The 24,240-nt window shown below is 72.3% G+C and carries 23 protein-coding genes; 11 read left to right on the top strand and 12 right to left on the bottom strand.

The annotated features are described in order from the left end of the window. Positions 1 to 1,689 (bottom strand): tetratricopeptide repeat protein, encoded by a 1,689-nt coding sequence (locus tag ACF09C_RS06015; protein WP_392089210.1) that lies wholly within the window; start codon positions 1,687 to 1,689, stop codon positions 1 to 3. A gap of 234 nt (positions 1,690 to 1,923) precedes the next feature. On the opposite strand from ACF09C_RS06015, the gene ACF09C_RS06010 reads away from it, so the two are divergent. The 7 genes from ACF09C_RS06010 to ACF09C_RS05980 all read left to right on the top strand — a co-directional run bounded on the left by ACF09C_RS06010 (position 1,924) and on the right by ACF09C_RS05980 (position 8,000). Beyond that, on the top strand, positions 1,924 to 2,964 hold the full coding sequence (locus tag ACF09C_RS06010; RefSeq protein ID WP_392089208.1) for a C40 family peptidase: 1,041 nt from the start codon (positions 1,924 to 1,926) through the stop codon (positions 2,962 to 2,964). 226 nt (positions 2,965 to 3,190) lie between these two features. Continuing rightward, the gene (locus ACF09C_RS06005; RefSeq protein ID WP_392089206.1) at positions 3,191 to 3,499 is read left to right on the top strand and encodes a hypothetical protein; all 309 of its coding nucleotides are present in this window, start codon (positions 3,191 to 3,193) and stop codon (positions 3,497 to 3,499) included. A gap of 177 nt (positions 3,500 to 3,676) precedes the next feature. Beyond that, entirely contained in the window at positions 3,677 to 4,078 is a 402-nt protein-coding gene (locus ACF09C_RS06000; protein ID WP_392089204.1) for a hypothetical protein, read from the top strand. 82 nt (positions 4,079 to 4,160) lie between these two features. Continuing rightward, positions 4,161 to 5,300 (top strand): PLP-dependent cysteine synthase family protein, encoded by a 1,140-nt coding sequence (locus ACF09C_RS05995; protein ID WP_392089202.1) that lies wholly within the window; start codon positions 4,161 to 4,163, stop codon positions 5,298 to 5,300. Further along, complete coding sequence (locus ACF09C_RS05990) at positions 5,300 to 6,595, top strand: MDR family MFS transporter (RefSeq protein WP_392089200.1); 1,296 nt, start codon at positions 5,300 to 5,302, stop codon at positions 6,593 to 6,595. Before ACF09C_RS05995 ends, ACF09C_RS05990 begins: the two co-directional genes overlap by 1 nt. Positions 6,596 to 6,723: 128 nt before the next feature. Continuing rightward, positions 6,724 to 7,092: a BlaI/MecI/CopY family transcriptional regulator gene (locus ACF09C_RS05985; RefSeq protein ID WP_392089198.1), complete on the top strand. Its 369-nt coding sequence runs from the start codon at positions 6,724 to 6,726 to the stop codon at positions 7,090 to 7,092. Then, a complete protein-coding gene (locus tag ACF09C_RS05980; protein WP_392089197.1) occupies positions 7,089 to 8,000 on the top strand; it encodes a M56 family metallopeptidase in 912 nt (303 codons plus the stop codon). Before ACF09C_RS05985 ends, ACF09C_RS05980 begins: the two co-directional genes overlap by 4 nt. A gap of 16 nt (positions 8,001 to 8,016) precedes the next feature. On the opposite strand, the gene ACF09C_RS05975 is transcribed toward ACF09C_RS05980, so the two are convergent. From ACF09C_RS05975 to ACF09C_RS05945, 7 genes are all read right to left on the bottom strand, one after another. Then, the gene (locus ACF09C_RS05975; protein ID WP_392089195.1) at positions 8,017 to 9,018 is read right to left on the bottom strand and encodes a TIGR03842 family LLM class F420-dependent oxidoreductase; all 1,002 of its coding nucleotides are present in this window, start codon (positions 9,016 to 9,018) and stop codon (positions 8,017 to 8,019) included. 12 nt (positions 9,019 to 9,030) lie between these two features. Beyond that, the gene (hydA, locus tag ACF09C_RS05970; RefSeq protein ID WP_392089193.1) at positions 9,031 to 10,434 is read right to left on the bottom strand and encodes a dihydropyrimidinase; all 1,404 of its coding nucleotides are present in this window, start codon (positions 10,432 to 10,434) and stop codon (positions 9,031 to 9,033) included. Between the two features lie 28 nt (positions 10,435 to 10,462). Further along, entirely contained in the window at positions 10,463 to 11,743 is a 1,281-nt protein-coding gene (locus ACF09C_RS05965; protein WP_392089191.1) for an aspartate aminotransferase family protein, read from the bottom strand. Further along, positions 11,740 to 12,582: a nitrilase-related carbon-nitrogen hydrolase gene (locus tag ACF09C_RS05960; RefSeq protein ID WP_392089189.1), complete on the bottom strand. Its 843-nt coding sequence runs from the start codon at positions 12,580 to 12,582 to the stop codon at positions 11,740 to 11,742. The genes ACF09C_RS05965 and ACF09C_RS05960 overlap by 4 nt, the downstream gene beginning before the upstream one ends. Positions 12,583 to 12,833: 251 nt before the next feature. Continuing rightward, on the bottom strand, positions 12,834 to 14,141 hold the full coding sequence (locus ACF09C_RS05955) for a UL36 very large tegument protein (RefSeq protein WP_392089187.1): 1,308 nt from the start codon (positions 14,139 to 14,141) through the stop codon (positions 12,834 to 12,836). Positions 14,142 to 14,268: 127 nt separating this feature from the next. After that, positions 14,269 to 14,649 (bottom strand): PPOX class F420-dependent oxidoreductase, encoded by a 381-nt coding sequence (locus tag ACF09C_RS05950; RefSeq protein ID WP_362412417.1) that lies wholly within the window; start codon positions 14,647 to 14,649, stop codon positions 14,269 to 14,271. 34 nt (positions 14,650 to 14,683) lie between these two features. Continuing rightward, the gene (locus ACF09C_RS05945) at positions 14,684 to 14,935 is read right to left on the bottom strand and encodes a helix-turn-helix transcriptional regulator (protein ID WP_362412420.1); all 252 of its coding nucleotides are present in this window, start codon (positions 14,933 to 14,935) and stop codon (positions 14,684 to 14,686) included. Positions 14,936 to 14,967: 32 nt separating this feature from the next. On the opposite strand from ACF09C_RS05945, the gene map reads away from it, so the two are divergent. After that, entirely contained in the window at positions 14,968 to 15,735 is a 768-nt protein-coding gene (map, locus tag ACF09C_RS05940) for a type I methionyl aminopeptidase (protein ID WP_392089184.1), read from the top strand. A 38-nt stretch (positions 15,736 to 15,773) separates the two neighbouring features. Here map and ggt read toward each other — a convergent pair whose 3' ends face one another. Continuing rightward, positions 15,774 to 17,576, bottom strand: coding sequence for a gamma-glutamyltransferase (gene ggt, locus ACF09C_RS05935; protein WP_392089182.1), 1,803 nt, complete (start codon positions 17,574 to 17,576; stop codon positions 15,774 to 15,776). 104 nt (positions 17,577 to 17,680) lie between these two features. On the opposite strand from ggt, the gene ACF09C_RS05930 reads away from it, so the two are divergent. After that, complete coding sequence (locus ACF09C_RS05930) at positions 17,681 to 18,412, top strand: hypothetical protein (protein WP_392089180.1); 732 nt, start codon at positions 17,681 to 17,683, stop codon at positions 18,410 to 18,412. Here the strand turns inward: ACF09C_RS05930 and ACF09C_RS05925 are convergent. After that, positions 18,363 to 19,592: a cytochrome P450 gene (locus ACF09C_RS05925; RefSeq protein ID WP_392090230.1), complete on the bottom strand. Its 1,230-nt coding sequence runs from the start codon at positions 19,590 to 19,592 to the stop codon at positions 18,363 to 18,365. The two genes, ACF09C_RS05930 and ACF09C_RS05925, sit on opposite strands and share 50 nt — an antisense overlap. Before the next feature lie 202 nt (positions 19,593 to 19,794). Between ACF09C_RS05925 and ACF09C_RS05920 the strand changes: the two genes are divergently transcribed. Both ACF09C_RS05920 and ACF09C_RS05915 read left to right on the top strand, forming a co-directional pair. Continuing rightward, positions 19,795 to 20,979: an Ig-like domain-containing protein gene (locus ACF09C_RS05920; protein WP_392089178.1), complete on the top strand. Its 1,185-nt coding sequence runs from the start codon at positions 19,795 to 19,797 to the stop codon at positions 20,977 to 20,979. 126 nt (positions 20,980 to 21,105) lie between these two features. Further along, positions 21,106 to 22,671: an alpha/beta fold hydrolase gene (locus ACF09C_RS05915; protein WP_392089176.1), complete on the top strand. Its 1,566-nt coding sequence runs from the start codon at positions 21,106 to 21,108 to the stop codon at positions 22,669 to 22,671. A 52-nt stretch (positions 22,672 to 22,723) separates the two neighbouring features. On the opposite strand, the gene ACF09C_RS05910 is transcribed toward ACF09C_RS05915, so the two are convergent. Continuing rightward, positions 22,724 to 23,596 (bottom strand): amino acid ABC transporter permease, encoded by an 873-nt coding sequence (locus tag ACF09C_RS05910; protein WP_392089174.1) that lies wholly within the window; start codon positions 23,594 to 23,596, stop codon positions 22,724 to 22,726. Beyond that, positions 23,593 to 24,237: an amino acid ABC transporter permease gene (locus tag ACF09C_RS05905; protein ID WP_392089172.1), complete on the bottom strand. Its 645-nt coding sequence runs from the start codon at positions 24,235 to 24,237 to the stop codon at positions 23,593 to 23,595. Before ACF09C_RS05905 ends, ACF09C_RS05910 begins: the two co-directional genes overlap by 4 nt. Positions 24,238 to 24,240 lie beyond the last annotated feature (3 nt).

The raw sequence follows: 24,240 nt of genomic DNA, 5'->3' as shown, positions 1-24,240 counted from the left end.
TCAGGGGCGCAGTGCCGCCGCCGCTCTGCGCACCGTCCGGGCCTCGCCGCGGCGGCCGTGCTTCCTCAGGTACCGGGCGAGCCAGCTGAGGGACTCCGCGAGGCGCGCGACATCGCTGGTCGGGTGGTGCGGGCCCCGTGCGCCGAAGAGGAGGTCGACCGCCTCCATGGTGGGCGCGAGGACCTCGTCCTCGCGGTCCGCGCGGGCCAGCCGGAGGGCGAGGTTGGCGAGGGCGTGGATCGCCCCGTCCAGGTGCTTCTCCGGGTCGTCCACCCGCAGCCCGCGGTAGATCGCGACGACCTCCCGCGAGGAGCGCAGCGCCTCGTCATGACGGCCGGTGTCGGTGAGGCGGATGCTCAGGTTGTTCATCGCTCGGGCGAGGCTCGGCAGGTGCGTCCTGGGGTCGTCCTCGGCGAGCCGCCGGAAGAGGGCGACGGACTCCTCGGCCGCCGCGAGCGCGTCGACATGGCGGCCGAGGGCGGCGAGCCGGTTGCCGAGGCTGTCGAGGGAGTCGGCCAGAGCGGGGCGGATCCGGCGCGTATGGGCCTTCAGGTGCCGCCGGTAGAGGCCGACGGCCTCGTCGGCGGAGGCGAGGGCGTCGGCAGGCCGGCCGAGCCAGCCCTGGGTCAGCGCCTGGTTGTGCAGGGACCGGGCCAGCGCCAGGGCGACGTCGGCGCCGTCGCCGGTACGAGTGGGTGCGCCGGTGGCGGTACGGGTTCCGGCGGCGGCGGACGTACGGCACAGGGCGACGGCGTCGCGCAGGATCTCGGCGGCCAGATCGAGGTTCCCGGCCGAGACGAGCCGCAGGGCCTGGTCGTTCATGCCGTGCACGCGGTCGAGCGGGACGGAAGGGCGCGGCGGCGAGGAGGAGCCCGAGGAGCTCCTCGATCCCGAGGACTCGCGCCGGAACCGGCCGTCCGACGTCACCGTGTACCCATGGCGGCGCAACAGCGCTTCCGTCAGGGCGAGTCGACTGGGATCGCTCGTCGCGACGGACCGACGCAGGTCCACGAACTCGGCCACGTACGGGGCGGCTTCGGCCTCACGGCCGAGTTGGTGCAGTTGGTGGACGAGGGCGAGGACCGTCGCGTAGCGCTCCCCGGGATCCGCGCGGGGCGCGGCGGCGCGAAAGAGGTCGACGGCCTCGCGGAGGGTGACGACGCCCTCGTCGCCGCGCCCCATCTCGCCCAGCTTGATGCCCAGTTCGCCGAGCGCGGAGGCGAGCGCGTCCCGCTCTCCCAGCCGGCGCCGGATCGCCACGGCCTCGCGGATCACCTCCAGAGCCTCGTGATGGCGCCCCAGCTCGGCGAGCTGGTTGCCGAGGTTGGTGAGCGACCAGGCAAGGTCGGGCAGGTGGAGACCGGGGTCGCGCCGGGCGAGGTCCCGCAGCAGGCCGGTGGCCTCACGGGCCTGTTCGTACGCCTCCGCCCGCCGGCCGAGCAGGCCGAGGACGAGGGCACGGCGGCCCAGCGTGGCGGCGAGTCCGGAGGCGTGCCCTTCGGCATCGAGCGCGGCGAGCTTCCGGAAGACGTCGACGGCCTCCCCGAGCACCTCCGCCGACTCGCCGAACCGCTCGGGGTCCTCGGCCAACAGCGAGGCCAGCCCGTGCAGACACGCCCCGAGCCGCGGCAGGTACCGCCCCGGATCCTGCCGGGCGCGCTCCCGCAACTCGGCTGTCTCACATAACACTTCGCGTATCGCGCCCGCGTCCGGCATCCCCGCACCCTCCCCGTCGGCCCCGACTCCCCGCGCTCACTGTCACGCCCCGCCCCGCCCGGCGGTTCCCCGCCGCGTCCCCGCGGTCGTCCGCAGGGGCCGCTCTCGACCTAGTCATCTAAGCAACTTAGAATCTACGAAGCTTTCACCGGCCCCTGTCCGGCGGTCGCCAAGACCGTCCGCGCCCCAGGAAGAAGGAGCTCCGCAATGGCAGCCCACCGCCGCCCGCCCCAGCCCCATCCGCGCCGTACCGGTTTCGTCACCGCCACCGCCGCGGCGGCCGTGGCCCTTTCCGTCCAGCCGGCCTCCGCCGACCCCCTGCCCGACCCCAACAAGAAAGGCGTCAGGGCGCAGGTGGACCGCCTCTACGAGCAGGCGACCCAGGCGACGGAGCAGTACAACGGCGCCAAGGAGAAGGCCGACAGGCTCAGGGGGGAGACGAAGGCGCTCCAGGACGCGGTGGCCCGCCGGCAGGGCGAGGTGAACGAACTACGCGACCGGCTCGGCACGGTGGCGGCGGGCCAGTACCGCTCGGGCGGCCTCGATCCCGCGCTCCAGCTCTTCCTCTCCGAGGACCCCGACACCTACCTGGCGAAGGCGTCCGCGCTGGACCGGGCGGGCGAGCGACAGGCCGCGGTCCTCCGGCAGTTCCTCTCCCAGCAGCAGGCCCTGCGACTGCAGCGCGGGGAGGCGACGCGGAAACTGGGCGACCTCGACGCCGCGCAGAAGCAGCTGGGCGGGCGCAAGGCCGAGATCCAGGGCAAGCTGCGCGAGGCACAGCGGCTCCTCAACACGCTGTCGGCGAAGGAACGGACGCGGATCGCCCAGGAGGAGGACCGGGCCAACCGGGCGAGCGCACGGGTGAACCTCGGGAACGAGGCGAGTGCCTCCCAGCGCGCCGCCGAGGCCTTCGCCGCGGCCAGGAGCCGGGTCGGCATGCCGTACGTCTGGGGCGCGAGCGGCCCGGCGTCCTTCGACTGCTCCGGTCTGACCTCCTGGGCCTTCCGCCAGGCGGGCGTGACGGTACCCCGCACCTCCCAGGCGCAGGCGGCCGCCGGGACCCGCATCGACTCTCTCGGCGCGCTGAAGCCCGGAGACCTCGTCATCATGCGCACCGATCTCAGCCATGTCGGCTTCTACGCGGGCAACGGGCAGATCCTGCACTCGCCCAAGCCGGGTGCGCAGGTCCGGTACGAATCCATCGCCCGCAGCGGCATGCCGTTCATGTGGGGCGTACGCATCGGCTGACGCGAAAGGAAAAGCGGATCGGCCGATTGGCCGATAACTCACCCTCGAATTCACGCCGCGTTTCCCATGGAATTCAGAACCGGCCCCGAGCGATGGTTAGGATCACGGCGTGATGACAGCCCGGCCGCGTTCGCGTGCGCCGCATTCCCGCTCCTCGGCGGGGCTGCGACGTCTACTCGGTCTGGCCGCGCTGCTGTTCGGTCTCCTGGCCGGGCACGGAGCCGACGTGTACGGATCTGACGCGCACAAGACCTCGGTCGCCTCCTCCCCCGCCGCGTCCGTCCCGGCCTCCGCCGTGGTCGGCGCCCTCGTCGGCCTCGCGGGAAGCTCCGGCAAGCACGACCCGAGCCATCCCGCACACGAGTGCTCGCCGTTGACACCGACGGGAACGCCCGCACCCGGCGCACCGTGCGGCGCACGACAGACCGAGGCGGCCCACGCGGTCCAGGTCTGCTGCCGGAACGACGCCGCGATGAGCCGGGCAGCCGTGCCGTCGGCGTCAACGCCCAGAGCCTCAGCGGTCCTTCAGGTCTAGAACGCGGCCCCGGCTCCCTGCCGCGCCGGCGCGGACCAGCTCGCGCGTCGGACCCGAGACCCGCTCGCGTACCACCCCCCACACCCCCGACCGTCGCGGGGCGTCTCCCTCCTGCGCTCGCGGGACCGAGGACCGCCGCCCGGAGGACCTGCGACCCGCCCACCCCACGGCACCCCCTTGCTCGCCGCCGTCATCGGCGCCCTGCTCCTGTCGGCCGTGCTCTGCTTCGCCCCGCTCGGTGACACCGCGCACCCCTGGGCGGAGAGAAGCACGGCCACCGCGAGCACCCTCGCCGTCGACCTCCAAGTCGCCCCGCCCGACGGCGGGTTCCCTCAGCATCCGCGCCACCATCACGGCGGCGGCGGTTGCACCGCCCCCGGTCTGATGGCCGACGCCCATCTCCTGCCACGGCAGGCGCCCGACGCCGCCACTTCCGCCCCAGCCGCCACATCGGCCATGGCGATCGACGACGGACCGGCCTCGCCCGCGGAACGCGGCGAGCGCCCTCCGCACGGCCGGGCCGCCATGGCGGAACCAGGCCGTTCGACGCAGATCCGCGTCTGCCGGTGGCGCGTGTAGGCCGTTCGGCTCCCGTCCGCGCACCGCGCGGCCGCTCCCCCGAACCCACCCTGACGCGCACCATCGAATCGAGAGCGAAACCATGCACTCCTCGACCACCGACGCCACACCCCCCACCCGCTCCGCCCTGTCCGGGCTTGTGGGCAACACGCCCCTGCTGCGGATCTCCGAGCCCCTCACCCCGGCCGGCCGCGGCTTCTGGGCCAAGCTGGAGGGCTTCAACCCCGGCGGCATCAAGGACCGCCCGGGTCTCCACATGGTCGAACGGGCCCGCGCCCGGGGCGACCTGCGCCCCGGTGCCCGCATCATCGAGTCCACCAGCGGCACACTCGGCCTCGGCCTCGCGCTCGCCGGCATGGTCCACGGTCACCCCGTCACCCTGGTCACCGACCCGGGCCTGGAACTCTCCATGACCCGGCTGCTCGCCGCGTACGGCGCCCAGGTCAACGTGGTCACCGAGGCGCACCCCGTCGGCGGCTGGCAGCAGGCCCGCCGGGACCGGGTCGGCCAACTCCTCGAACAGCACCCGGGTTCCTGGTGCCCGGACCAGTACAACAACCCGGACAACACCACCGCGTACACGCCGCTGGCCCTCGAACTCGCCGCGGAGCTGGGGCACATCGACGTCCTGGTGTGCAGCGTGGGCACCGGCGGGCACTCGGCGGGCGTCTCTCGCGTCCTGCGGCAGTTGTATCCGGATCTGACCCTCGTGGGGGTCGACACCATCGGTTCGACGATCTTCGGCCAGCCGGCCCGGCCGCGGCTGATGCGCGGGCTCGGATCGAGCATCTACCCGCGCAACGTCGCGTACGAGCGGTTCGACGAGGTGCACTGGGTGGCGCCGGCCGAGGCGGTGTGGACCTGCCGCCAACTCGCCACCTCCCACTACGCGACAGGCGGTTGGAGCGTCGGCGCGGTCGCGCTCGTGGCCGGCTGGCTCGCCCGCTCGCTGCCCCAGGAGGCCAGGATCGCGGCGGTCTTCCCCGACGGACCGCAGCGCTATCTCGGCACCGTGTACGACGACGACTACTGCGCCGCGCACGGCCTTCTCGACACCCCGCCGTCGCCCGAACCGGACGTCATCGGCCGCCTCGACGAGAAGGAGGTCACCCGCTGGACCCGCTGCGCCACCGTGGTCGACCCGCTCACGCTCACCGCGGAGGACCGCGACGTCACGGCGGGCGACGACGGCACGGAGGAGCGCGCGGAGGGGCAGGCCTGATGAAGGGCACGTACTCCCAGTTCCGTTCGTACGAACGGAGCGTGCGGCTGTTGATGGTGAACCAGTTCACGATCAACCTCGGCTTCTACATGCTGATGCCGTACCTCGCCGCGCACCTGGCCGGGCCGCTCGGGCTCGCCGGCTGGCTGGTCGGGTTGATCCTCGGCGTGCGCAACTTCAGTCAGCAGGGCATGTTCCTCGTCGGGGGCACGCTCGCGGACCGGCTCGGCTACAAGCCCTTGATCATCGCCGGTCTCGTGCTGCGGACGGTGGGCTTCGCGACCCTCGGCCTGGTCGACTCCGTGCCCGCACTGATCGCCGCCTCGGCGGCCACCGGCCTGGCCGGCGCGCTGTTCAACCCGGCCACCCGCGCCTACCTCGCCGTCGACGCCGGTGAGCGGAGAGTGGAGGCGTTCGCGCTGTTCAACGTCTTCTACCAGGCGGGCATCCTGCTCGGGCCGCTGGTGGGCATGGTGCTGACCGGGGTCGACTTCCGCGTCACCTGCCTGGTCGCGGCGGGGACCTTCGCCGTGCTGAGCGTGGTGCAGATCCGTGCCCTGCCGGCCCGCCGGGGGGAGGAGCCGAAGGAGAAGGAGGGGCGGAGCGTGCTCGCCGAGTGGCGCGGCATTCTCCGCAACCGCCCGTTCGTCCTGTTCTCGGTGGCCATGATCGGCTCGTACGTCCTGTCCTTCCAGGTCTACCTCGCGCTGCCGCTGGAGGTGCGGCGGCTCGGCGGCGAGGGAACGTTCGGGACGGCGGCCGTGGCCGTGCTGTTCGCGGTGTCCGGGCTGACGACGATCCTCTTCCAGACACGGGTGACCGCCTGGTGCAAGGCGCGCATGGCACCGGGGCGCGCCCTCACCCGGGGACTGCTCGTCATGGGCGTGGCCTTCGTGCCGCTGCTCCTGGCCGCGGCGGTCCCCGTGCCGGGTGAGGGCCTCGGCCGGTGGCTGCTGGCCTCCGTACCGCCGACGCTCTGCGCGCTCCTCCTCGCGGTGGGGACGATGATCGCGTACCCCTTCGAGATGGACACCATCGTCCGGCTCTCGGGCGACCGGCTCGTGGCCACGCACTACGGCCTGTACAACACGGTCTGCGGAATCGGCATCACCCTGGGCAACCTCCTGACGGGGGCCGCGCTCGACGCGGCGCGGAGGGCCGGTCTTTCCGCGCTGCCCTGGCTCGCGCTCACCGCGCTCGGCCTCGCGTGCACCGCCGCGCTGTACGGACTGCACCGGACCGGCCGGCTCGCCGGTCCTTCGACCGAACTCCGTCCGCGCACCGTGACCGTCTGACCCGACGGGAGCGAGAGGGGGCGGGCGCTCGCGCGGCGCCCGCCCCCGCGTGCGGCACCGAGGGCGCTCACCCCGCTCGAACGCCCCTCTACTATGAATCCGAAGGTTTCGGCGGAGAGGAACGGGCCATGCGGCGGCTGGGGGAACTGGAAGCGGAGATCATGGACCGCTTCTGGCGCTGGGACCGCCCCGCCACCGTCCGTGAGGTCGTCGACGACATCAACCTCCACAGGGAGGTGGCCTACACGACCGTGACCACGGTCACCAGCATCCTCTTCCACAAGGGCCATCTGACCCGGGCCCGCGACGGCCGGATCTGGCGGTACCGGGCGGCCGCGAGCCGTGAGGCGTACTCGGCGGCGCTGATGGAGGACGGCCTGGAGGCGAGCGAGGACCGCGAGGGCGCCCTCGTCCACTTCGTCGGGAACCTCGACGCCGACGAGATCGCGGCGCTCCGCAAGGCGCTCCGGACCGTCGGGCGGCGGACGAAGCAGTGAACGCGGCCCCCGCGCTCCTGGGTTACGCGGCCCTCGTCGGCACGGCCGGCCCGTGGGTGCTGGTGCGCAGCGCGTGGCCGCACCGTGCCCCCGTGCTGGGCGCCGCGGTGTGGCTCGCGCTCCTCGTCTCCTTCACGCTCACGGCCGTGCTGGCCACGTCTCAACTGGCCGCGCCCACGGAGCATCTGCACGCCGGTCTTGTGGGACTCCTGCACGCCTGCGGCGTCGGTACGGACGGCGCTGCCGCTCCCGACCCCTCCACGGCCGGCCTGCTCGCGACGCTCCTGCCGTCGACAGTGGTGGCCACCGTCCTCGGCGCGTTCGCCTTCCACGTGCTGCGCGCGGGGGTGGCGCGGGCGCGGCACCGCGACCGGCTCGACAAGGTGGGGGTGCGCTGCGACCGGCTGCGGGCGACCGTCCTGCCGCACGGCGCGCCCACGGCGTACTGCCTGCCCGGCTTCCGCCCGCGCGTCGTCGTGAGCGAGGCGGCCGTGCGGTTGCTCACCGACGAGCAGCTCGCGGCCGTCCTGGAGCACGAGCGCGCGCACGTCGCCGGGCGGCACCATCTGCTGATCGCGGCGACCCGCGCGTTCGCCGGCGTGTTCCCGTGGGTACCGCTCGCTCGCCGCGCGCGGGAGCAGATGGCGATCCTGGTGGAGATGATCGCCGACGACCACGCGCTGCGGAGCCATCACGGCGAGGTCCTCGCGACGGCGATGTACGAGCTGGCTGCCGGTCGCACCCCGAAGGGCGCCTTCGGCGCGGGCGGCTCGACCGCGCTGCTCCGGATGCGTCGCCTCCTCGCCCCCGGCCGGGCCCCACACCCTGCGGTGCGGGGATCGGCGGCGTCGCTGGCCCTGACGGCCCCGCTGCTGCCCCTGCTCGCCGCCTGCCCGCCGGGCTTCTAGGACCCGCGCGTGCGGGTCAGGAGTTGATCGCGGGGATGATCTCGGAGCCGTAGGCGTCGATGGTGCCCTCCCGGCTGTCGTGCATGTTGTAGACGGCGAACTGGTCGACGCCGAGGGCCCGCAGCTGCCGGAGCTTGGCGATGTGGGCCTCGGCGGGGCCGAGCAGGCAGAACCGGTCGACGATCTCGTCCGGGACGAACTCGGTGTCGGGGTTTCCGGCCCGGCCGTGGTGGCTGTAGTCGTAGCCGTGGCGGTCCTTGATGTACGCGGTGAGCGCGTCCGGGACCATGCCCGAGTGCTCGCCGTACCGGGCGACGAGGTCGGCGACGTGGTTGCCGACCATCCCGCCGAACCACCGGCACTGGTCCCGGGCGTGCGCCAGGTCGTCGCCGACGTACGCGGGCGCCGCGACGCAGATGGTGAGGGCGTCGGGGTCGCGGCCGGCGTCGGCCGCGGCCTGGCGGACCGCCTTCACCATCCACTCGGTCAGGAAGGGGTCGGCGAGCTGGAGGATGAAGCCGTCGGCCTTCTGCCCGGCGAGCGCGAGGGCCTTGGGGCCGTACGCCGCCATCCAGACCGGGAGCCTGCCCTCCTTCACCCAGGGGATACGGATCGGGTTGCCGTCCACCTCGGCCTCGCGGCCCTCGGCGAGGTCGCGGATGACGTCGATGGCCTCGCCGAGCCGGGCCAGGGTGTTGGGCTTGCGGCCGGCGACCCGCATCGCGGAGTCGCCGCGGCCGATGCCGCAGACGGTCCGGTTGCCGTACATGTCGTTGAGGGTGGCGAAGGTGGAGGCGGTCACCTCCCAGGTGCGGGTGCCCGGGTTGGTGACCATGGGGCCGACGTGCATCTTCGTCGTGTGTTCGAGGATCTGGCTGTAGATGACGAACGGCTCCTGCCACAGCACGGCGGAGTCGAAGGTCCAGCCGTAGCGGAAGCCGTTGCGCTCCGCACGGCGCATCAGGCCGACCACCTCGGATGCGGGCGGGTCGGTCTGCAGGACGAGTCCGAAGTCCACGTCGTCGTTCTCCTAGTTCAGGTACTGGCAGGTGGATCGCGGGGTGAAGACGCCGTGACCGGCGCGCCCGGTGAACTTCCGCTGGTCGATGACGAGTTCGCCGCGTGACAGGACGGTCTCGACCTGGCCGGTGACGGTCTTCCCCTCGTACGCCGAGTAGTCGACGTTCATGTGGTGGGTCTCCGCCGACAACGTCTGGGTGGCGTGCGGGTCGTAGATCACGACGTCGGCGTCCGCACCCGGCGCGATCGTGCCCTTCTGGGGGTACAGGCCGAACATCCGCGCCGGGGACGCGCAGGCGATCTCGATCCAGCGGCGGCGGGAGATGTGGCCGTCGACCACGGCCTGGTGGAGCAGGTCCATGCGGTTCTCCACGCCCGGCAGGCCGTTGGGGATCTTGGAGAAGTCCCCCCGGCCCAGCTCCTTCTGGCCGACGAAGCAGAACGGGCAGTGGTCGGTGGAGACCACCTGGAGGTCGTTGGTCCGCAGGCCGCGCCAGAGGGCCGCCTGGTGCTCCTTCGGCCGGAGGGGCGTGCTGCACACGTACTTGGCGCCCTCGAAGTCCGGCTCCGCGAGGTTGTCCGTGGAGAGGAAGAGGTACTGCGGGCAGGTCTCGCCGAAGACCGGCAGGCCCTTGTCCCGTGCCGCCGCCAGCTCGGCGACGGCCTCCTCCGCCGAGACGTGGACGACGTACAGCGGAGCCCCGGCCACCCGGGCGAGCTGGATGGCGCGGTGGGTGGCCTCCGCTTCGAGGAGGGCCTTGCGGACCTCGCCGTGGTAGCGGGGATCGGTCTCCCCCCGGGCCAGGGCCTGTTCGACCAGGACGTCGATGGCGATGCCGTTCTCGGCGTGCATCATGATCAGCCCGCCGTCGTCGGCGGCCCGCTGCATCGCCCGGAGGATCTGCCCGTCGTCGGAGTAGAAGACCCCCGGGTAGGCCATGAACAGCTTGAACGAGCTGACGCCTTCCTGGACCAGATGGTCCATCTCCTTCAGCGTCGACTGGTTCACGTCCGACATGATCATGTGGAAGCCGTAGTCGATGGCGCAGTTGCCGTCGGCCTTGGCGTACCAGGTGTCGAGCCCCTCGCGCAGGGAGTGGCCGACGCTCTGGACGGCGAAGTCGACGATGGTGGTGGTGCCGCCCCAGGCGGCGGCGCGGGTGCCGGTCTCGAAGGTGTCGGAGGCGAAGGTGCCGCCGAACGGCAGCTCCATGTGGGTGTGCGCGTCGACACCGCCCGGGATGACGTAGCGGTCGGTGGCGTCGATCGTGCGGTCGGCGGTCCAGCCGGCGGCCGTGTCGGAACCGTGCGCCGCGAGGGCGGCGATCCGGCCGTCCTCGATCAGGACGTCGGCGTGGATCTCGTCGGCTGCCGTGACGACGAGGCCGCCGCGGATGAGGGTGCGGGTGCTCACGGGTGACCCCCTGGCTGAAGGCGGTGGACTACAGGGAACGCAGGGCCTGTTCGAGGATGGCGGCGCCCTCCTCGGCCTCGGCGACGGTGAGCGAGAGCGGCGGGGCGATCCGCAGGGAGCTGGTGTTGTGGCCGCCTCCCTTTCCGATGAGCAGGCCGTTCTCGCGGGCGGCCTCCAGGACGGCCGCGGCCGCCGCCGGGTCCGCCTCGTCGGTGCCGGGCCGGGTGAGTTCGATGCCGATCATCAGGCCCCGGCCGCGGACCTCCCGTACGGCGTCGATGCCCGCGCTGACGGCCCGGAGCCGCTCGATCAGCAGGCCGCCGACACGCCGCGCGTTGCCCTGGAGGTCGTGTTCGACGAGGTACGCGAGGTTGGCCAGGCCCGCGGCCATGGTGATCGGTGAACCGCCGAAGGTGGAGATGGAGTTGGCGTCGAGACAGTTCATGATCTCGGCGCGGGCGACGACTCCGCCGACCGACATGCCGTTGCCGATGCCCTTGGCGAAGGTGAGCATGTCGGGCGGGCCCGCCCGGTCGTGCGCCTGCCAGCCCCAGAAGTTGTCGCCGGTCCGGCCCCAGCCGGTCTGCACCTCGTCGGAGATCCACAGGATGCCGTGCCGGTCGAGGACGCGCCGGAAGGCGGCGTACAGCCCGTCGGGCGGCGAGGTGAAGCCGCCGACCCCCTGGACGGGTTCGGCGATCAGCGCGGCGACGTCCCGGGTGTGGCCGAGGAGGTCTTCGAGGTCGGCGACGCAGGCCTCGACGAAGCGCTCGTCGCTGTACTGGGCGTACGGGCCGCGGGTGCGGACGCCGCCGTGCACGTACAGGGTCTGGAGCGGGGAGAGGCTCGTCGGGGACCAGGCGCGGTTGCCGGTGATGCCGACGGTGGAGAAGGAGCGGCCGTGGTAGCTGTTGCGCATCGCCAGGATCTGGTTGGTGCGGCGGTACGCGGTGGCGAGCAGTAGGGCCGTGTCGTTGGCCTCGGTGCCGGAGGTCGTGAAGAAGACCCGGGCGTCGGGGATGCCGGAGAGGGTGGCGATCCTCTCGGCGAGCTCCACCATGGGGCGGTTGAGGTAGAGCGTGGAGGAGTGGATGATCCGGCCGGCCTGCTCGGCGACGGCCTTGGTGACCTCGGGCACGGCGTGGGCGGTCATGGTCGTGAGGATGCCGCCGAAGAAGTCGAGGTACTTCCGGCCGTCGGCGTCCCAGACGTGCCGGCCCTCGCCGTGGGTGATCTCGATGGGGTCCTTGTAGTAGAGGGCGACCCAGTCGGGGATCACCGCGCGGTGGCGGGCGTAGAGGTCGGTCACGGCCGCACCAGCCCGTCGTAGGCGTCGGGGCGTCGGTCGCGGTAGAAGGCCCATTGCTGCCGCACCTGCTCGATCACCCCGAAGTCCAGGTCGCGGACGAGGAGTTCCTCCTCCTTGTCGGAGGCGACGTCGCCGACGAACTGGCCGCGCGGGTCGACGAAGTAGCTCGTGCCGTAGAAGTCGTTGTCGCCGTACTCCTCGATGCCGACCCGGTTGATGGCGGCGACGAAGTACTCGTTGGCGACGGCGGCCGCGGGCTGTTCGAGCTGCCAGAGGTAGGAGGAGAGGCCGCGGTGCGTGGCCGACGGGTTGTAGACCAACTGGGCTCCGTTGAGTCCCAGTTGGCGCCACCCTTCCGGGAAGTGCCGGTCGTAGCAGATGTAGACGCCGACCTTGCCGACGGCGGTGTCGAAGACCGGCCAGCCGGCGTTCCCCGGCCGGAAGTAGTACTTCTCCCAGAAGCCCTTGACCTGGGGGATGTGGTGCTTGCGGTACTTGCCGAGGTAGGAGCCGTCCGCGTCGATGACGGCGGCGGTGTTGTAGTAGAAGCCCGCGCCCTCGACCTCGAAGACGGGGACGACGATCACCATGCCGGTCTCGCGGGCCAGCTCGCGCATCCGTGTGACGGTCGGCCCGTCCGGGACGGGTTCGGCCCAGCGGTAGTGCTCGGGCTCCTGCACCTGGCAGAAGTACGGGGCGTTGAAGACCTCCTGGAACCCGATGACCTTGGCACCCTGCCGGGCCGCCTCGCGGGCGTGCTCCTCGTGCTTGGCGATCATGGATTCGGTGTCGCCGGTCCAGGTCGCCTGGACGAGTGCGGCGCGTACGACGTCGGTCATGAGCTGCTCCTTCGGCGCGGCGTCAGAGAGCCTCTACGCCCGTAGACGCGGTGCGTAGGAGGAGAACGTAAGCCCCGTCACACCCCGGAGCAAGACCACCGCCGTGAACCGCCGGAGTCGATCATGTTTCATACCCGAGTGGTCCATGTCGGACACGCACCGACACGCAGGGGTACGCCCATGTGACACCGACGGGACCGGGACGGCGGTCCACCGGGTGACCCTGACGACCCCCGACACCCCCGGGCGCCTCACCCTCCGGCCATGCCCGCGACGCGCAGGGCGTGGACCAGGTCGCGTTCGCGGGCCGGGGAGACCGTGCGGGCGGCGGTGCGCAGCAGGGGGATCAGGGCGTGCGGGTCGGCGGCGGCGAGACGTGCGGCGTCCTCGGGGGTACGGGCCCGGACGAAGGCCGCGAGCAGGGCGTCCGCCTCCCGTTGATGCCCCTCGGCGCGCAACGCGGCACATGCGCCCGCCAGTTCGCCGACCGGCCGGGCGACGCCCTGCCGCAGCAGCTGTTCGCAGTCCTCGACCCTGCCCGCGTCGGCGAGCGCCCCTGCGACGGCGGCCAGCCGGCCGGGCGGCAGCGAGGCAGCCTCCCAGAGGAGGGTGGACCAGTCGGCGCCGAGGCCGACGCGGTGCAGCTCCGCCGCGAGGGCCGGAAGCCAGCCGGGCGGCCCGGCGACGGCCTCGCAGAGCAGGACGTGCGCCTCGCCGCTGCGGCCCTGGGCGCGCAGCCGCCGGAGGGCGTACACGGCGTTGCCCGCGGCCCGGACGGCGTCCGCCTCGGTCGCGGCCGCTTCCGTCGCGGCCTGTTCCGTGCCGGCGGTACCGGCGCGGCCGCCCCCCTGCGCCGCGTCCGCGCCGCCGAACCGGGCCCCCCGGGGCGCGCCGCCCGCCATGGGCAGCGCGACCGCCTCGGGTCGGGGCTCGGGGGCGGGGAGCTGCGCCTCCTCGACGTCGTCGAACCAGGCGTACCGGGCACCCCGCGGCTTGCGCCGGACAGCGGGCGCGGGCGCGGCCCCGGACGCCGGAGCGGGCTCGGGAGCAGGCGCCCGCCCCCCGTCGGGTCCGAGCGCCGCGCGCCGTGCCGTCAGTTCCGCCACGCGGGCCGTCGCGCGGGCGTGGTCGTCCCCGGCCCAGGCGAGGGCGTCGGCGATCCGGTCGCCGTCCGGGGCGTGCGGCGCCGCTCTCAGACGGGCGGCGAGCTCGTCGGCACGGGCCTCGGCGTACCGGCGCTCGCGTTCCATCGCCGCGAGCCGCTCCTCCAGCGCCTCCGCCCCGCCGGGCCGTCGATCGTGCGCGGCGGCCGCCGCCGCGTGCAGGGCCCTGGCCCGGGCCGCCTCGGCACCCAGCGGCGACTCGCCCAGGTCCTGGAGCAGCGATTCGACGACGTCCCAGGGCGGGATCTCCGTACCGCCGAAGCAGGCCCGCAGGCCGTCGGGGTCACGGCCGGCGAAGACGCCGTACCAGCCCTCGCCGGCGACGAGGTGCTCCGCCATGCCGCCCAGGTAGCGCGCGAACGCGCCCATTTCCGCCGGGAGTTGATACACCGTCATATCGCCCGCACCGCCCGCGCACTCGACTGGGACCTTCCGGTCCACGGGCATTCGACCGCAGTCGTGTTACGGGACGACTACAGGCTGTTTTCGCCGGGCGATCACCTCGCGGCGAACGGGTCGGAATTCAGAGGCGGACCGCGATCCCCGTGTGCGGCCGCTTGCCGAGCCGGGCGACGGTGGCGGGCCAGTCGACGAGCCAGTACTGCCAGGTGTACTTGCGCGACAGCAGCTTCCGCACCCGCCGCATCTCCTCGCCCTCCAGGAGCCGGCCGACGCCCTCGACGCGCACCGCGTCGTCGGCCACGTTCCCGCGCACGTCGCAGACGGCGACCACCGCGCGCGGGTCGTTCCGCAGCCGCTTGACCTTCCAGGCGTCGGAGCGCGAGTACGCGAACAGTTCGTCACCGTCCACGGCGTACCAGACCGGGGTGGCGACACCGGTGCCGTCGCGGCGGAACGTGGTCAGGCTGACGTAGCGGCCGCGGCGCAGCTCCTCGGGAATCATGCGGTCGAGGGTACGCGGAGGCTCCCGCCGGCCGTCAGACGGGCACCAGCGCGCACCGGACGACCAGCTCGTCCATCGACAGGCCGAGGGCGGCCGCCAGCGCGGCGACGGTGAAGAAGGCCGGGGTCGGGGCCCGTCCGGTCTCGATCTTGCGGAGGGTCTCGGCCGAGAGCCCGGCCACCGCCGCGATCTCGACCATCGAGCGGTCGCCGCGCGCCTCGCGGAGCAGACGGCCGAGCCGCTCGCCGCGCTCGCGCTCTTCGGGGGTCAGGGGTGTGCGCACCATGCCGCCATTCTAATACCGGTATAGTAATTGGCATGGTGGAGATCAAGACGGACGAGAACCTGCGCGCCATGCGCGACGCGGGACGGGTGGTCGCCGAGGCGCTGGCGGCCGTTCGGAAGAAGGCGGCGCCCGGGGTCACGGGCAGGGAGCTGGACCGGGTGGCCCGCGAGGTGCTCACGGCGGCCGGGGCCGGATCGCCGTTCCTGGGCTACCGCCCCGACTGGGCGCCGGTGCCGTTCCCGGCGGTCGTGTGCGTCTCGGTGAACGACGCGATCGTGCACGGCATCCCCGAGGACCGCCGCCTCGCCGACGGGGATCTGGTCTCCGTCGACTGCGGGGCGCTCCTGGGCGGCTGGGCCGGCGACTCGGCCGTCAGCTTCACGGTGGGCCGGGCGCGCCCGGCGGACACACGGCTGATCGACACGGCGTACGCGGCCCTGGAGGCGGGCATCGGCGCGGCCGTCGTCGGCAACCGGATCGGGGATGTCGCCCACGCGATCGGCCGGGTCTGCCGGGGCGCCGGGTACGGCATCCCGGACGGCTTCGGCGGGCACGGCATCGGGCGCGCGATGCACGAGGACCCGGGCGTCCCCAACGAGGGGCGCCCGGGCCGGGGCATGCCGCTGCGGCACGGCATGGTCCTCGCGATCGAGCCGATGGTGATCGCCGGGGGCGGGGACGACCACTACACGGCGCGGGACGGCTGGACGATGCGTACGGTCGACGGCTCGCGCGCCGCGCACGCGGAGCACACGGTGGCGATCACGGACGACGGCCCCCGGATCCTCACGGCGCTGTAGCGCCGCCGCCCCGAGGGCCCCGCCGGACCGACCGGCTCCTACCCCACCGGCCGTACGACCATCGCCGAGCCGCCTCCGCGCCGTACGGTCTCGGCGGCGGCGACCCAGCGCCCGTCCGGCAGGCGCTGGACGCCGGTCGCCGCGCCGATCTCCGGGTTCTGCCGGAAGCCGTGCCCGATCGCCTCGAGATCCGCCTTCAACGGGCTGTTCCACAGGCCCGGTTCGAGCTCCGTCGTCGTCTGGTTGCGCTGGCTCGCCCGGGGTTCGGCGATGGCGTCGACGAGCGGCAGTCCGCGGTCCAGGACACCGGTCAGCGTCTGGAGCACGGTGGTGATGATGGTCGCCCCGCCCGGTGAGCCGAGCGCGAGGACCGGGCGGTCGTGCCGGTCGAGCACGATCGTCGGGGACATCGAGGAGCGCGGCCGCTTCCCGGGTCCGGGCAGGTTCGGGTCGTGGACGGCCGGGTTCGCCGGGGCGAAGGAGAAGTCGGTGAGTTCGTTGTTGAGCAGGAAGCCACGGCCGGGGACGGTGATCCCGCTGCCGCCGGTCGACTCGATGGTGAGCGTGTACGAGACGACGTTGCCCCACCGGTCGGCGACCGTGAGGTGCGTGGTGTTCTCGCCCTCGTACGTCGTCGGCGCGGCCGTCCCTCCGCTCGCGCAGGCCGCCGGGTCGCGCGGGTCGCCCGGTGCGAGCGGGCTGGTCAGCACGGCGTCGTCGCGGATCAGGCACGCCCGGGAGTCGGCGAAGCCCTGCGAGAGCAGCTCCCGGGTGGGCACGTCCTCGAAGGCCGGGTCGCCGACCCATCGGCCCCGGTCGGCGAACGCGATCCGGCTGGCCTCGATGAACCGGTGCAGGTAGGCGGCGCGCGAGGCGGAGGAGAGGTCCGAGCGCTCCAGGATATTGAGCGCCTCGCCGACGCTCGTCCCGCCGGACGAGGACGGGGCCATGCCGTAGACGTCGAGGCCGCGGTAGGAGATCTTCGTCGGCCGGCGCCGTTCCGTCTCGTACGTGGCGAGGTCCCGCTCGGTCAGATCGCCGGCCCGGACGACACGGGTGGCCCCGGCCCGTACCGGAGGCTTGCGGACGGTGTCGACGATGTCCCGGGCGAGCGGCCCCCGGTAGAGCGCCCCGACGCCCTCCCGGCCGAGCTTGTCGTACGTACGGGCGAGGTCGGGGTTCTTGAACGTCGAGCCGACCACGGGCAGTTGGCCGCCGGGCAGGAACAGCTCCGAGGAGGCCGGGAAGTCCCGGAAGCGGGCCTCGTTGGAGGCCGTCTGGGCACGGAAGGTGGCGTCGACGGTGAAGCCGTCGCGGGCGAGGCGCTCGGCGGGTTCGAGGAGCGTGCGCAGCGGCTTGCTGCCCCAGGCGTCGAGCGCGGCCTTCCAGGTCGCCGGGGTGCCGGGGGTGCCGACGCTGCGGCCGCTGGTCATGCCCTCCTCGAACGGGATGGGCTTGCCGTTCTCCACGAAGAGGTTCGCGTCGGCGGAGGCGGGCGCGGTCTCGCGGCCGTCGATGGTCCGCACGGTGCGGGTCCTGGCGTCGTAGTGGACGAAGTAGCCGCCTCCGCCGATGCCCGCGGAGTACGGCTCGGTGACGCCGAGGGCGGCGGCCACGGCGACGGCCGCGTCGACGGCGTTGCCGCCCTTGCGGAGCACCTCGATGCCCACGGCGGAGGCGTCGGCGTCGACGCTCGCGACGGCGCCGCCGTAGCCGACGGCGACGGGTTCCTTCACGGGCGGCCGCGGGCCGGCCCCCGTCGGTGGCGCCGCCGCGCCCACCGAGAGCACCGTCACGGCGACGGCGAGCAGAGAGACCTTCCGAGCGGTGGAGCGTCGCACTTGTACCTCCAGTCAACGGCCGTCCGCGCAGCGTAACTTCCGGCCCGCCTTCCCGTCAGGACCGCCTCGAACAGCGGTACGCCGTACCGCTACCATGCGCGCCCATGAACGAAGACCTGCGCAATGTCGTGCTGGGAGTGCTGGCGACCGGGCTCAGCGCGTCGCTGGGCTGGCTGACCCGGACGTATCTGTGGCGCCGTCGACTCCGGCGCAAGCAGGCGTTCTTCGGACTGCGTGACGGTTCCGAGTGCCTGCTGGTGGTGAACCGCCAGGCGGGCAGCGAGCGGGCGGTGAACCACATCGACGTCTCCGCTCTGCTCGAACTCTCCGCCCTGATCAAGGACTGCGGGGCACGCCCGGAGATAGTCCAGCACGACGAGGCCCGGCAGGGCCTGGGCGACCGCGCGGAGTTCTGCGTCGGTGGGCCGTACTCCAACCGCCGGATGGCCGCGCACCTGTCGTCCCTGCTGCCCGGCATGACGATGAACGTGGAGTCGGAGCCGGCCGCGGACCGGGGCATGTTCACGGTCGGGGGCCAGGAGTACCGGCTGGTGAACGGGGCCACCGAGCACGTGGTCCTCGCCCGGCTCACCGGCGGCGAGGGCGGGCTGCCGGTCTTCCTGCTCTGCGGTCAGGCCGCCGTCGCCAACCGGGCCGCGAGCCGCTATCTGGCCCGGCACCACGAGAAGCTGGCCCGGAAGTACGGCTCCGGCCCCTTCGTACTCCTCCTCAGGATCGTCAACTCGGACGCGTACGGCCCCGATGTCGTGGAGCTGGTCGCCGATGTCACGACGGCGGCGCGGACCGCGCCCGTACCCGAACCGGCAGCGTCTTGAGGCCGTTGACGAAGTTGGAGACGAGCCGCCGGGGCGGGGCGGCGAGTTCGAGGTCGCCCAGGGCCTGACGGGCCTCCTCGTGCAGGACGCGGAGCTGGAGCCGGGCGAAGTGCGCGCCGAGGCAGACGTGCGGGCCCTCACCGAACGAGACGTGCGGGTTGGGGTGGCGGGCCAGGTCGAGCCGGCCGGGGTCGGCGAAGACGCGTTCGTCGTGGTTGGCGGAGGCGTGGAGGACGACCACCTTGTCCCCGGCGGCGATGCGGCGCCCGGCGAGTTCGGTGTCGCGGGTCGCGGTGCGCCGGAAAGAGAGCACGGGCGGGTGGACGCGCAGGAGTTCCTCGACGGCCCGGTCCAGGGCGACCTCTCCGCTCCACAGCCGGCGCCGCTCGTCGGGGTGGCGGGCGAGGGCGAGCAGTCCGCCGGGGGCGGCGCTGCGAACGGTGTCGTTGCCGGCGACGGTCAGCAGGAAGAAGAACATCTCGAGTTCTGCGTCGTGCAGTTCTGAGCCCGCGAGCACGGTCATGAGGTCGTCGGCGGGGTTCTTCCGCTTGTACGCGGCGAGCCCGCGGGCGTAGTCGAACATCTCGGCCAGCATCGCGGGCGAGCGGGGGTTGACGGGCCGACCCTGGTCGTCGAGGACGGGCGGCTCGTCGGGGTCCTGGTAGGCGATGACCCGCTCGGTCCACGCGAGCAGCAGGCCCCGGTCGCTCGCGGGCACGCCCAGCAGGTCGGTCAGGTTGAGCAGCGCGTAGTCGTCGGTGACGGCGCGGACGAGGTCGGTCTCGGGGCCGTCGTCGAGGGCGCCCGCGAGGAGTTCCCTGGCCCGCGCCCGCACCGTGTCCGTGAACCGCTCGATCCGCCCGGGCGTGAAGGCCCGGCTGACGAGCCGGCGCAGCCGGTTGTGGTGCGGAGGGTCCTGATTGAGCATCATCCGCCGGATGAACGGAAGGTCGGCCGGGTCGGGGTCGCGGATCTGGGTGGCGCCGAGATACGAGGAGTAGGCGGCGGGCTCCTTGAGCACCCGTACGACGTCGGCGTGCCGCGTCACCGCCCAGAAGCCGGACCCTTCGGGCCACCCGAGCACCGCCCGCTCCTCCTGCCACGCGACGGGCCACCGATCGCGCAGCACGCGGTAGGCGCCGTGCGGAACGCCGTCGGCGTAGATACTCGGGTCGAACACATCGGGAACCCCACTCTCACTCTCCACGCCCCCACCCTGGCCCGACGGCCCGGAGGTTTCCAGAGCGCCGCCCCGGTCGCACGGTGGCCGAGTATCGCCCATCTCACATCCGACATCACCGGAATTCATCGGATTGTCGCAACCTCCGGCGTCCTCCTGCCCTCTTCCCTCGGCAAGAGAGATCACTCAGGAGGTTGTCCCTGTGAACCGCACCCGCCCGCGCGCCCTGCTCACCGCCACCGGCGTGGCCCTCGCCGTCGCCGCGCTCAGCTCGTGTTCCGGGGGCGCGGTGGCCGCCGGGGGCGACGGTGGGGCGACGGGCTCGAAGGAGGTGCCGCCGATGCGGATATCCGTGAACCTCACCGGCGAGAGCGCCAAGGCCGGTGAGCCGGTCACCGTGACACTGGCCGAGGGGAAGCTGCGCGAGGTGACCGTGACCGACTCCAAGGGGGCGCGGCTCGACGGGAAGGTGGCCGCGGACGGCAGGACGTGGACGTCCGCGCGGAACGCCACGCCCGGGACCGCGTACGCCGTCGAGGCGCGGGACGCCGGTGGGGCCACCGCGAAGGCCGCCTTCACCACCGCCGCGCCCGAGAAGGTCAACAAGCTGACCCTGGCCCCGGGGAAGAACACCACCGTCGGCATCGGCCAGCCGCTGTCGATCGTCTTCGACCACCCGGTGAAGAACAAGGCGGACGTCGAGAAGCACCTCAAGGTCACCACCTCGAACAACACCGAGGGCTCCTGGGGCTGGATGCAGGACTGGTCGGGCAAGGACCGGGTCGACTGGCGGCCGAAGGAGTACTGGAAGGCCGGTACGAAGGTCACGCTCGACGCCACGCTCGGCGGGATCGACTCCGGCGCCGCCGGCGGCTGGTTCGTCCGGGACTACACCACCACCTTCTCGATCGGGAAGAACCAGCTGGTCAAGGTGGACCTCGACAACCACCGGCTGACCCTGACGCGCGACGGCGTGACCGTGAAGAGCGTGCCCATGTCGGCCGGTACGCCCGGCGGCGAGAAGGCGTCCTGGCGCGGGAAGACGGTCCTGATGTCCAAGGAGGGCACCATCAACATGCGTTCCGAGACGGTCGGCCTCGGTGACGCCTACGACAAGATGGTCGACTACTCGATGCGGCTGACCTGGTCGGGCATGTACGCGCACGCGGCGCCCTGGAACGCGGCCTACTTCGGCAACGCCAACAAGAGCTCCGGCTGCATCGGGATGAGCGACGCCGACGCGAAGAGTGTGTACGACGCGGTCCAGGTCGGCGACCCCTTCGAGGTCACGGGCTCCGACGCCAAGGGGACGCAGGCCCTGAACAACGGGTACGGCGAGTGGAACCTCTCGTGGGCCGAGTGGCAGGCGAAGAGCGCCCTGCGCTGATCACACGTTCAACAATCGTTACCCTCGCGTAACTTACCGACCGGTTACCTCGGGTAAGCCCGCCCGGTTACCGTCGGGTCACTTTGCACTGTCCCCACCAGTGGCACGAGCAAGGAGTGACCCCCCGTGCGCGCACCTCTCTCCCTCGCCGTCTCGGCCGCCCTGGTGGCCGGGACGGCCCTCGGCGTCGCCCCCGCCGCCACCGCCGCCCCGTCCGCCGCCACCGCCGCCCCCTCCGTACGCTTCGTCGACATCGCCGGCGACGGCGGCACCGTCCTCAAGGCCAACGTCGTCACCCCGGCCGGCGCCGGCGCCGCGGCCCGTTACCCCGTGATCGTGCTGCCCACCAGCTGGGCCGTGCCCCAGATCGAGTACCTCGCCCAGGCGCAGAAGCTCGCCGACTCCGGTTACGTCGTGGTGAGTTACAACTCGCGCGGCTTCTGGCAGTCCGGCGGCGAGATCGAGACCGCGGGGCCGAGGGACGTGGCCGACGCCTCCAAGGTCATCGACTGGGCGCTCGCGAACACCCCCGCCGACCCGGCCAAGGTCGGTATGGCGGGCGTGAGTTACGGCGCCGGGATCAGCCTCCTGGCCGCCGCGCACGACAAGCGGATCAAGGCGGTGGCAGCCCTCAGCGGCTGGGCGGACCTCATCGAGTCCATCTACAGCGGCCGCACCCAGCACCTGCAGGCCGCCGCGCTGCTCGGCGGCGCGGGCTTCCTCACCGGCCGCCCCGGCCCCGAACTCAAGGGCATCCTCAGCGACTTCCTCTCCTCCAACCTCGCCAAGGAGGGCGAGATGATCGCCTGGGGCGAGAAGCGGTCACCCGCCACCTACCTCGACCGGATCAACGCCAACGGCGCCGCGATCATGCTCGGCAACGCCTGGGGCGACACCATCTTCCCGCCCAACCAGTACGCCTCCTTCTACGAGAAGCTCCGCGGCCCCAAGCGCCTGGAGTTCCGCCCCGGCGACCACGCCACCGCCGAGGCGACGGGCCTGCTCGGACTGCCCAACGACACCTGGACCAGCGCCCACCGCTGGTTCGACCACCACCTCAAGGGCGTCGACAACGGCATCGACCGCGAGCAGCCCGTCCAGCTCAAGTCGAGGTCCACCGGAGGCTACGAGGGCTACCCGGACTGGAAGTCGGTCGGCGCGAACGAGCGCAAGATCTCCCTCGGCGGCTCCCAGCGGATCTGGGCGAACATCGACTCCGGCGCCAACGGCGGTGTGGTCCTGCTCTCCAACCTCCTCGACCAGCTGGTCAAGGCACCGCCGGTCGCCTCGATCCCGCTCCTCCCCCGCTCCTTCGCCGGGGTATGGCAGTCCGAGCGGTACGACGCGCCCCAGCGGGTGCGCGGTACGGCGAAGCTGCACACCACGGTCACCTCCACCAAGGAGAGCGGCACCCTCGTCGCGTACCTCTACGACGTGGGCCCGCTCGGCCTCGGCAAGCTGGTCAGCAACGCGCCGTACACCTTCCACGGCAAGACACCCGGCACTCCTTTCCCGGTCGACCTGGAGCTGTTCTCCACGGCCTACGACGTTCCCGCGGGCCACCGGCTCGCCCTGGTCGTCGACACCGTGGACCCGCTCTACATCGAGCACAACCCGACCGGCGCGCAGCTGACCTTCTCCTCCCCTGCGGCCGACCCCTCGTACCTGTCGGTCCCACTGCGAGCGGAGTGATCACCGGCTGCTGCCGGGCGGGCTTGGCTCCCCGCGAGCTACTGCGCGGCCACTACGGCCGCGTGGGGGGACCCCCACCCGGCAGCAGCGTCCCTGGTTCGGCCGGGGCGACGTCCGCGGCCTGTGTCTTGGGACTGCGCCGCTCCCTCCTGGCCACCCAGGTGGCGAACCAGGAGAGGAGCATGCACATCCCGATGTAGATGGGCGAGATGACCATGACCACGGGGATGAACGGCAGATCGTAGTCGAGGTTCGACGCGATCAGCTTCCCCGCGTGCAGGAACTCCTCGTAGGTGATGAGGAATCCGAGCGACGTGTCCTTCAGCGCCACCACCAGCTGGCTGATGATGGCCGGCAGCATCGCGCGCAGCGCCTGCGGCGCCAGGACGTACGTCATCACCTGGGACTTGCGCATACCGAGCGCGTAGGCAGCCTCCCCCTGGCCGCGACCGACCGAGTTGATACCTGTACGGAACACCTCGGCGAGCACCGAGCCGTTGTAGAGGGTGAGTCCGGCGACCAGCGCGGGCAGCGGCTGGACCTTCAGCGCCACGAAGATGAAGAAGATCATCACCAGCACGGGCATGGCACGGAAGAACTCCACCAGCAGGGTCGAGACCCAGCGGAACACCGCGCGCTCGGAGAGCCGTCCGACCGCGAGGACGGCGCCGAACGCGAGCGAGAGCACCGAGGCGTACGCGAAGGCCTTGAGGGTGTTCCCGAGACCGCGGAGCAGCAGCTCCTGGATGCCGATGTACTCGAAGGGCGACCACTTGGTGGCCGTGAACTGGGACGTGTCGAAGAGGAGTGAGAGGATCCAGCCGGCCAGCGCCAGGATCACGACGGTCGAGATGACGCCGTACAGCAGATGACGCTTGCGGGTCCGCGGTCCCGGGATGTCGTAGAGGGCGGTGGACTCGGTCATCGGGCGACTCCCCAGCGCTTCTCCAGGACGTTGAAGATCGCGCTGATGGTGAGGGTGATGATGAGGTAGCCGACGGCGATCCAGACGAAGGTCCAGACGATGTTGTAGCCGAGTTCGCTCAGCGTCTTGTAGGTGCCGAGGAGTTCGTTGACGCTGAACGCCCCGGCGATGGCGGAGTTCTTGGCGAGCGCGATCAGGGTGGAGCCGATGGGCGGGATGACGGAGCGGAACGCCTGGGGCAGTACGACCGCGTTGAGGGTCTGACCGAACGTCATGCCGAGGCTCCGGGACGCCTCGCCCTGGCCACGTGGGACGGTGTTGATGCCGGACCGCAGCACCTCGCAGATGAACGCCGAGGTGTAGCAGCCGAGGGCGAGGACGGCGAACAGCTCGAAGGGGAGCACGAGTCCGAAGCGCGGCAGGCCCAGCATCACGGCGAAGAAGAGCAGGGTGAGCGGGGTGTTGCGCAGGATCGTGACCCAGACCGTGCCGAAGACCCGGAAGGAGCCGACCGGTGCGACCCGGAAGGCGGCCATCACGAAGCCGAGGACGAGGGCCAGGGCCGAGGAGTAGACGGTGAGTTCGACGGTGCCGAGGAAGCCTTCGCCGTAGGTTTCGAAGTTGTCCGTCAGGACGTCCATGCG

The organism is Streptomyces sp. NPDC014870 (assembly GCF_043081505.1).
Taxonomy (GTDB): Bacteria; Actinomycetota; Actinomycetes; order Streptomycetales; family Streptomycetaceae; genus Streptomyces.
This window is presented reverse-complemented; position numbering and strand designations above follow the sequence as displayed.

Coding starts and splice junctions, on each gene's coding strand:
- ACF09C_RS06010 (WP_392089208.1), top strand. CDS start 1,924: ATGGCAGCCCACCGCCGCCCGCCCCAGCCCCATCCGCGCCGTACCGGT.
- ACF09C_RS05995 (WP_392089202.1), top strand. CDS start 4,161: ATGCACTCCTCGACCACCGACGCCACACCCCCCACCCGCTCCGCCCTG.
- ACF09C_RS05990 (WP_392089200.1), top strand. CDS start 5,300: ATGAAGGGCACGTACTCCCAGTTCCGTTCGTACGAACGGAGCGTGCGG.
- ACF09C_RS05985 (WP_392089198.1), top strand. CDS start 6,724: ATGCGGCGGCTGGGGGAACTGGAAGCGGAGATCATGGACCGCTTCTGG.
- ACF09C_RS05960 (WP_392089189.1), bottom strand. CDS start 12,582: ATGACCGACGTCGTACGCGCCGCACTCGTCCAGGCGACCTGGACCGGC.
- ACF09C_RS05955 (WP_392089187.1), bottom strand. CDS start 14,141: ATGACGGTGTATCAACTCCCGGCGGAAATGGGCGCGTTCGCGCGCTAC.
- ACF09C_RS05950 (WP_362412417.1), bottom strand. CDS start 14,649: ATGATTCCCGAGGAGCTGCGCCGCGGCCGCTACGTCAGCCTGACCACG.
- ACF09C_RS05945 (WP_362412420.1), bottom strand. CDS start 14,935: ATGGTGCGCACACCCCTGACCCCCGAAGAGCGCGAGCGCGGCGAGCGG.
- map (WP_392089184.1), top strand. CDS start 14,968: ATGGTGGAGATCAAGACGGACGAGAACCTGCGCGCCATGCGCGACGCG.
- ACF09C_RS05930 (WP_392089180.1), top strand. CDS start 17,681: ATGAACGAAGACCTGCGCAATGTCGTGCTGGGAGTGCTGGCGACCGGG.
- ACF09C_RS05910 (WP_392089174.1), bottom strand. CDS start 23,596: ATGACCGAGTCCACCGCCCTCTACGACATCCCGGGACCGCGGACCCGC.
- ACF09C_RS05905 (WP_392089172.1), bottom strand. CDS start 24,237: ATGGACGTCCTGACGGACAACTTCGAAACCTACGGCGAAGGCTTCCTC.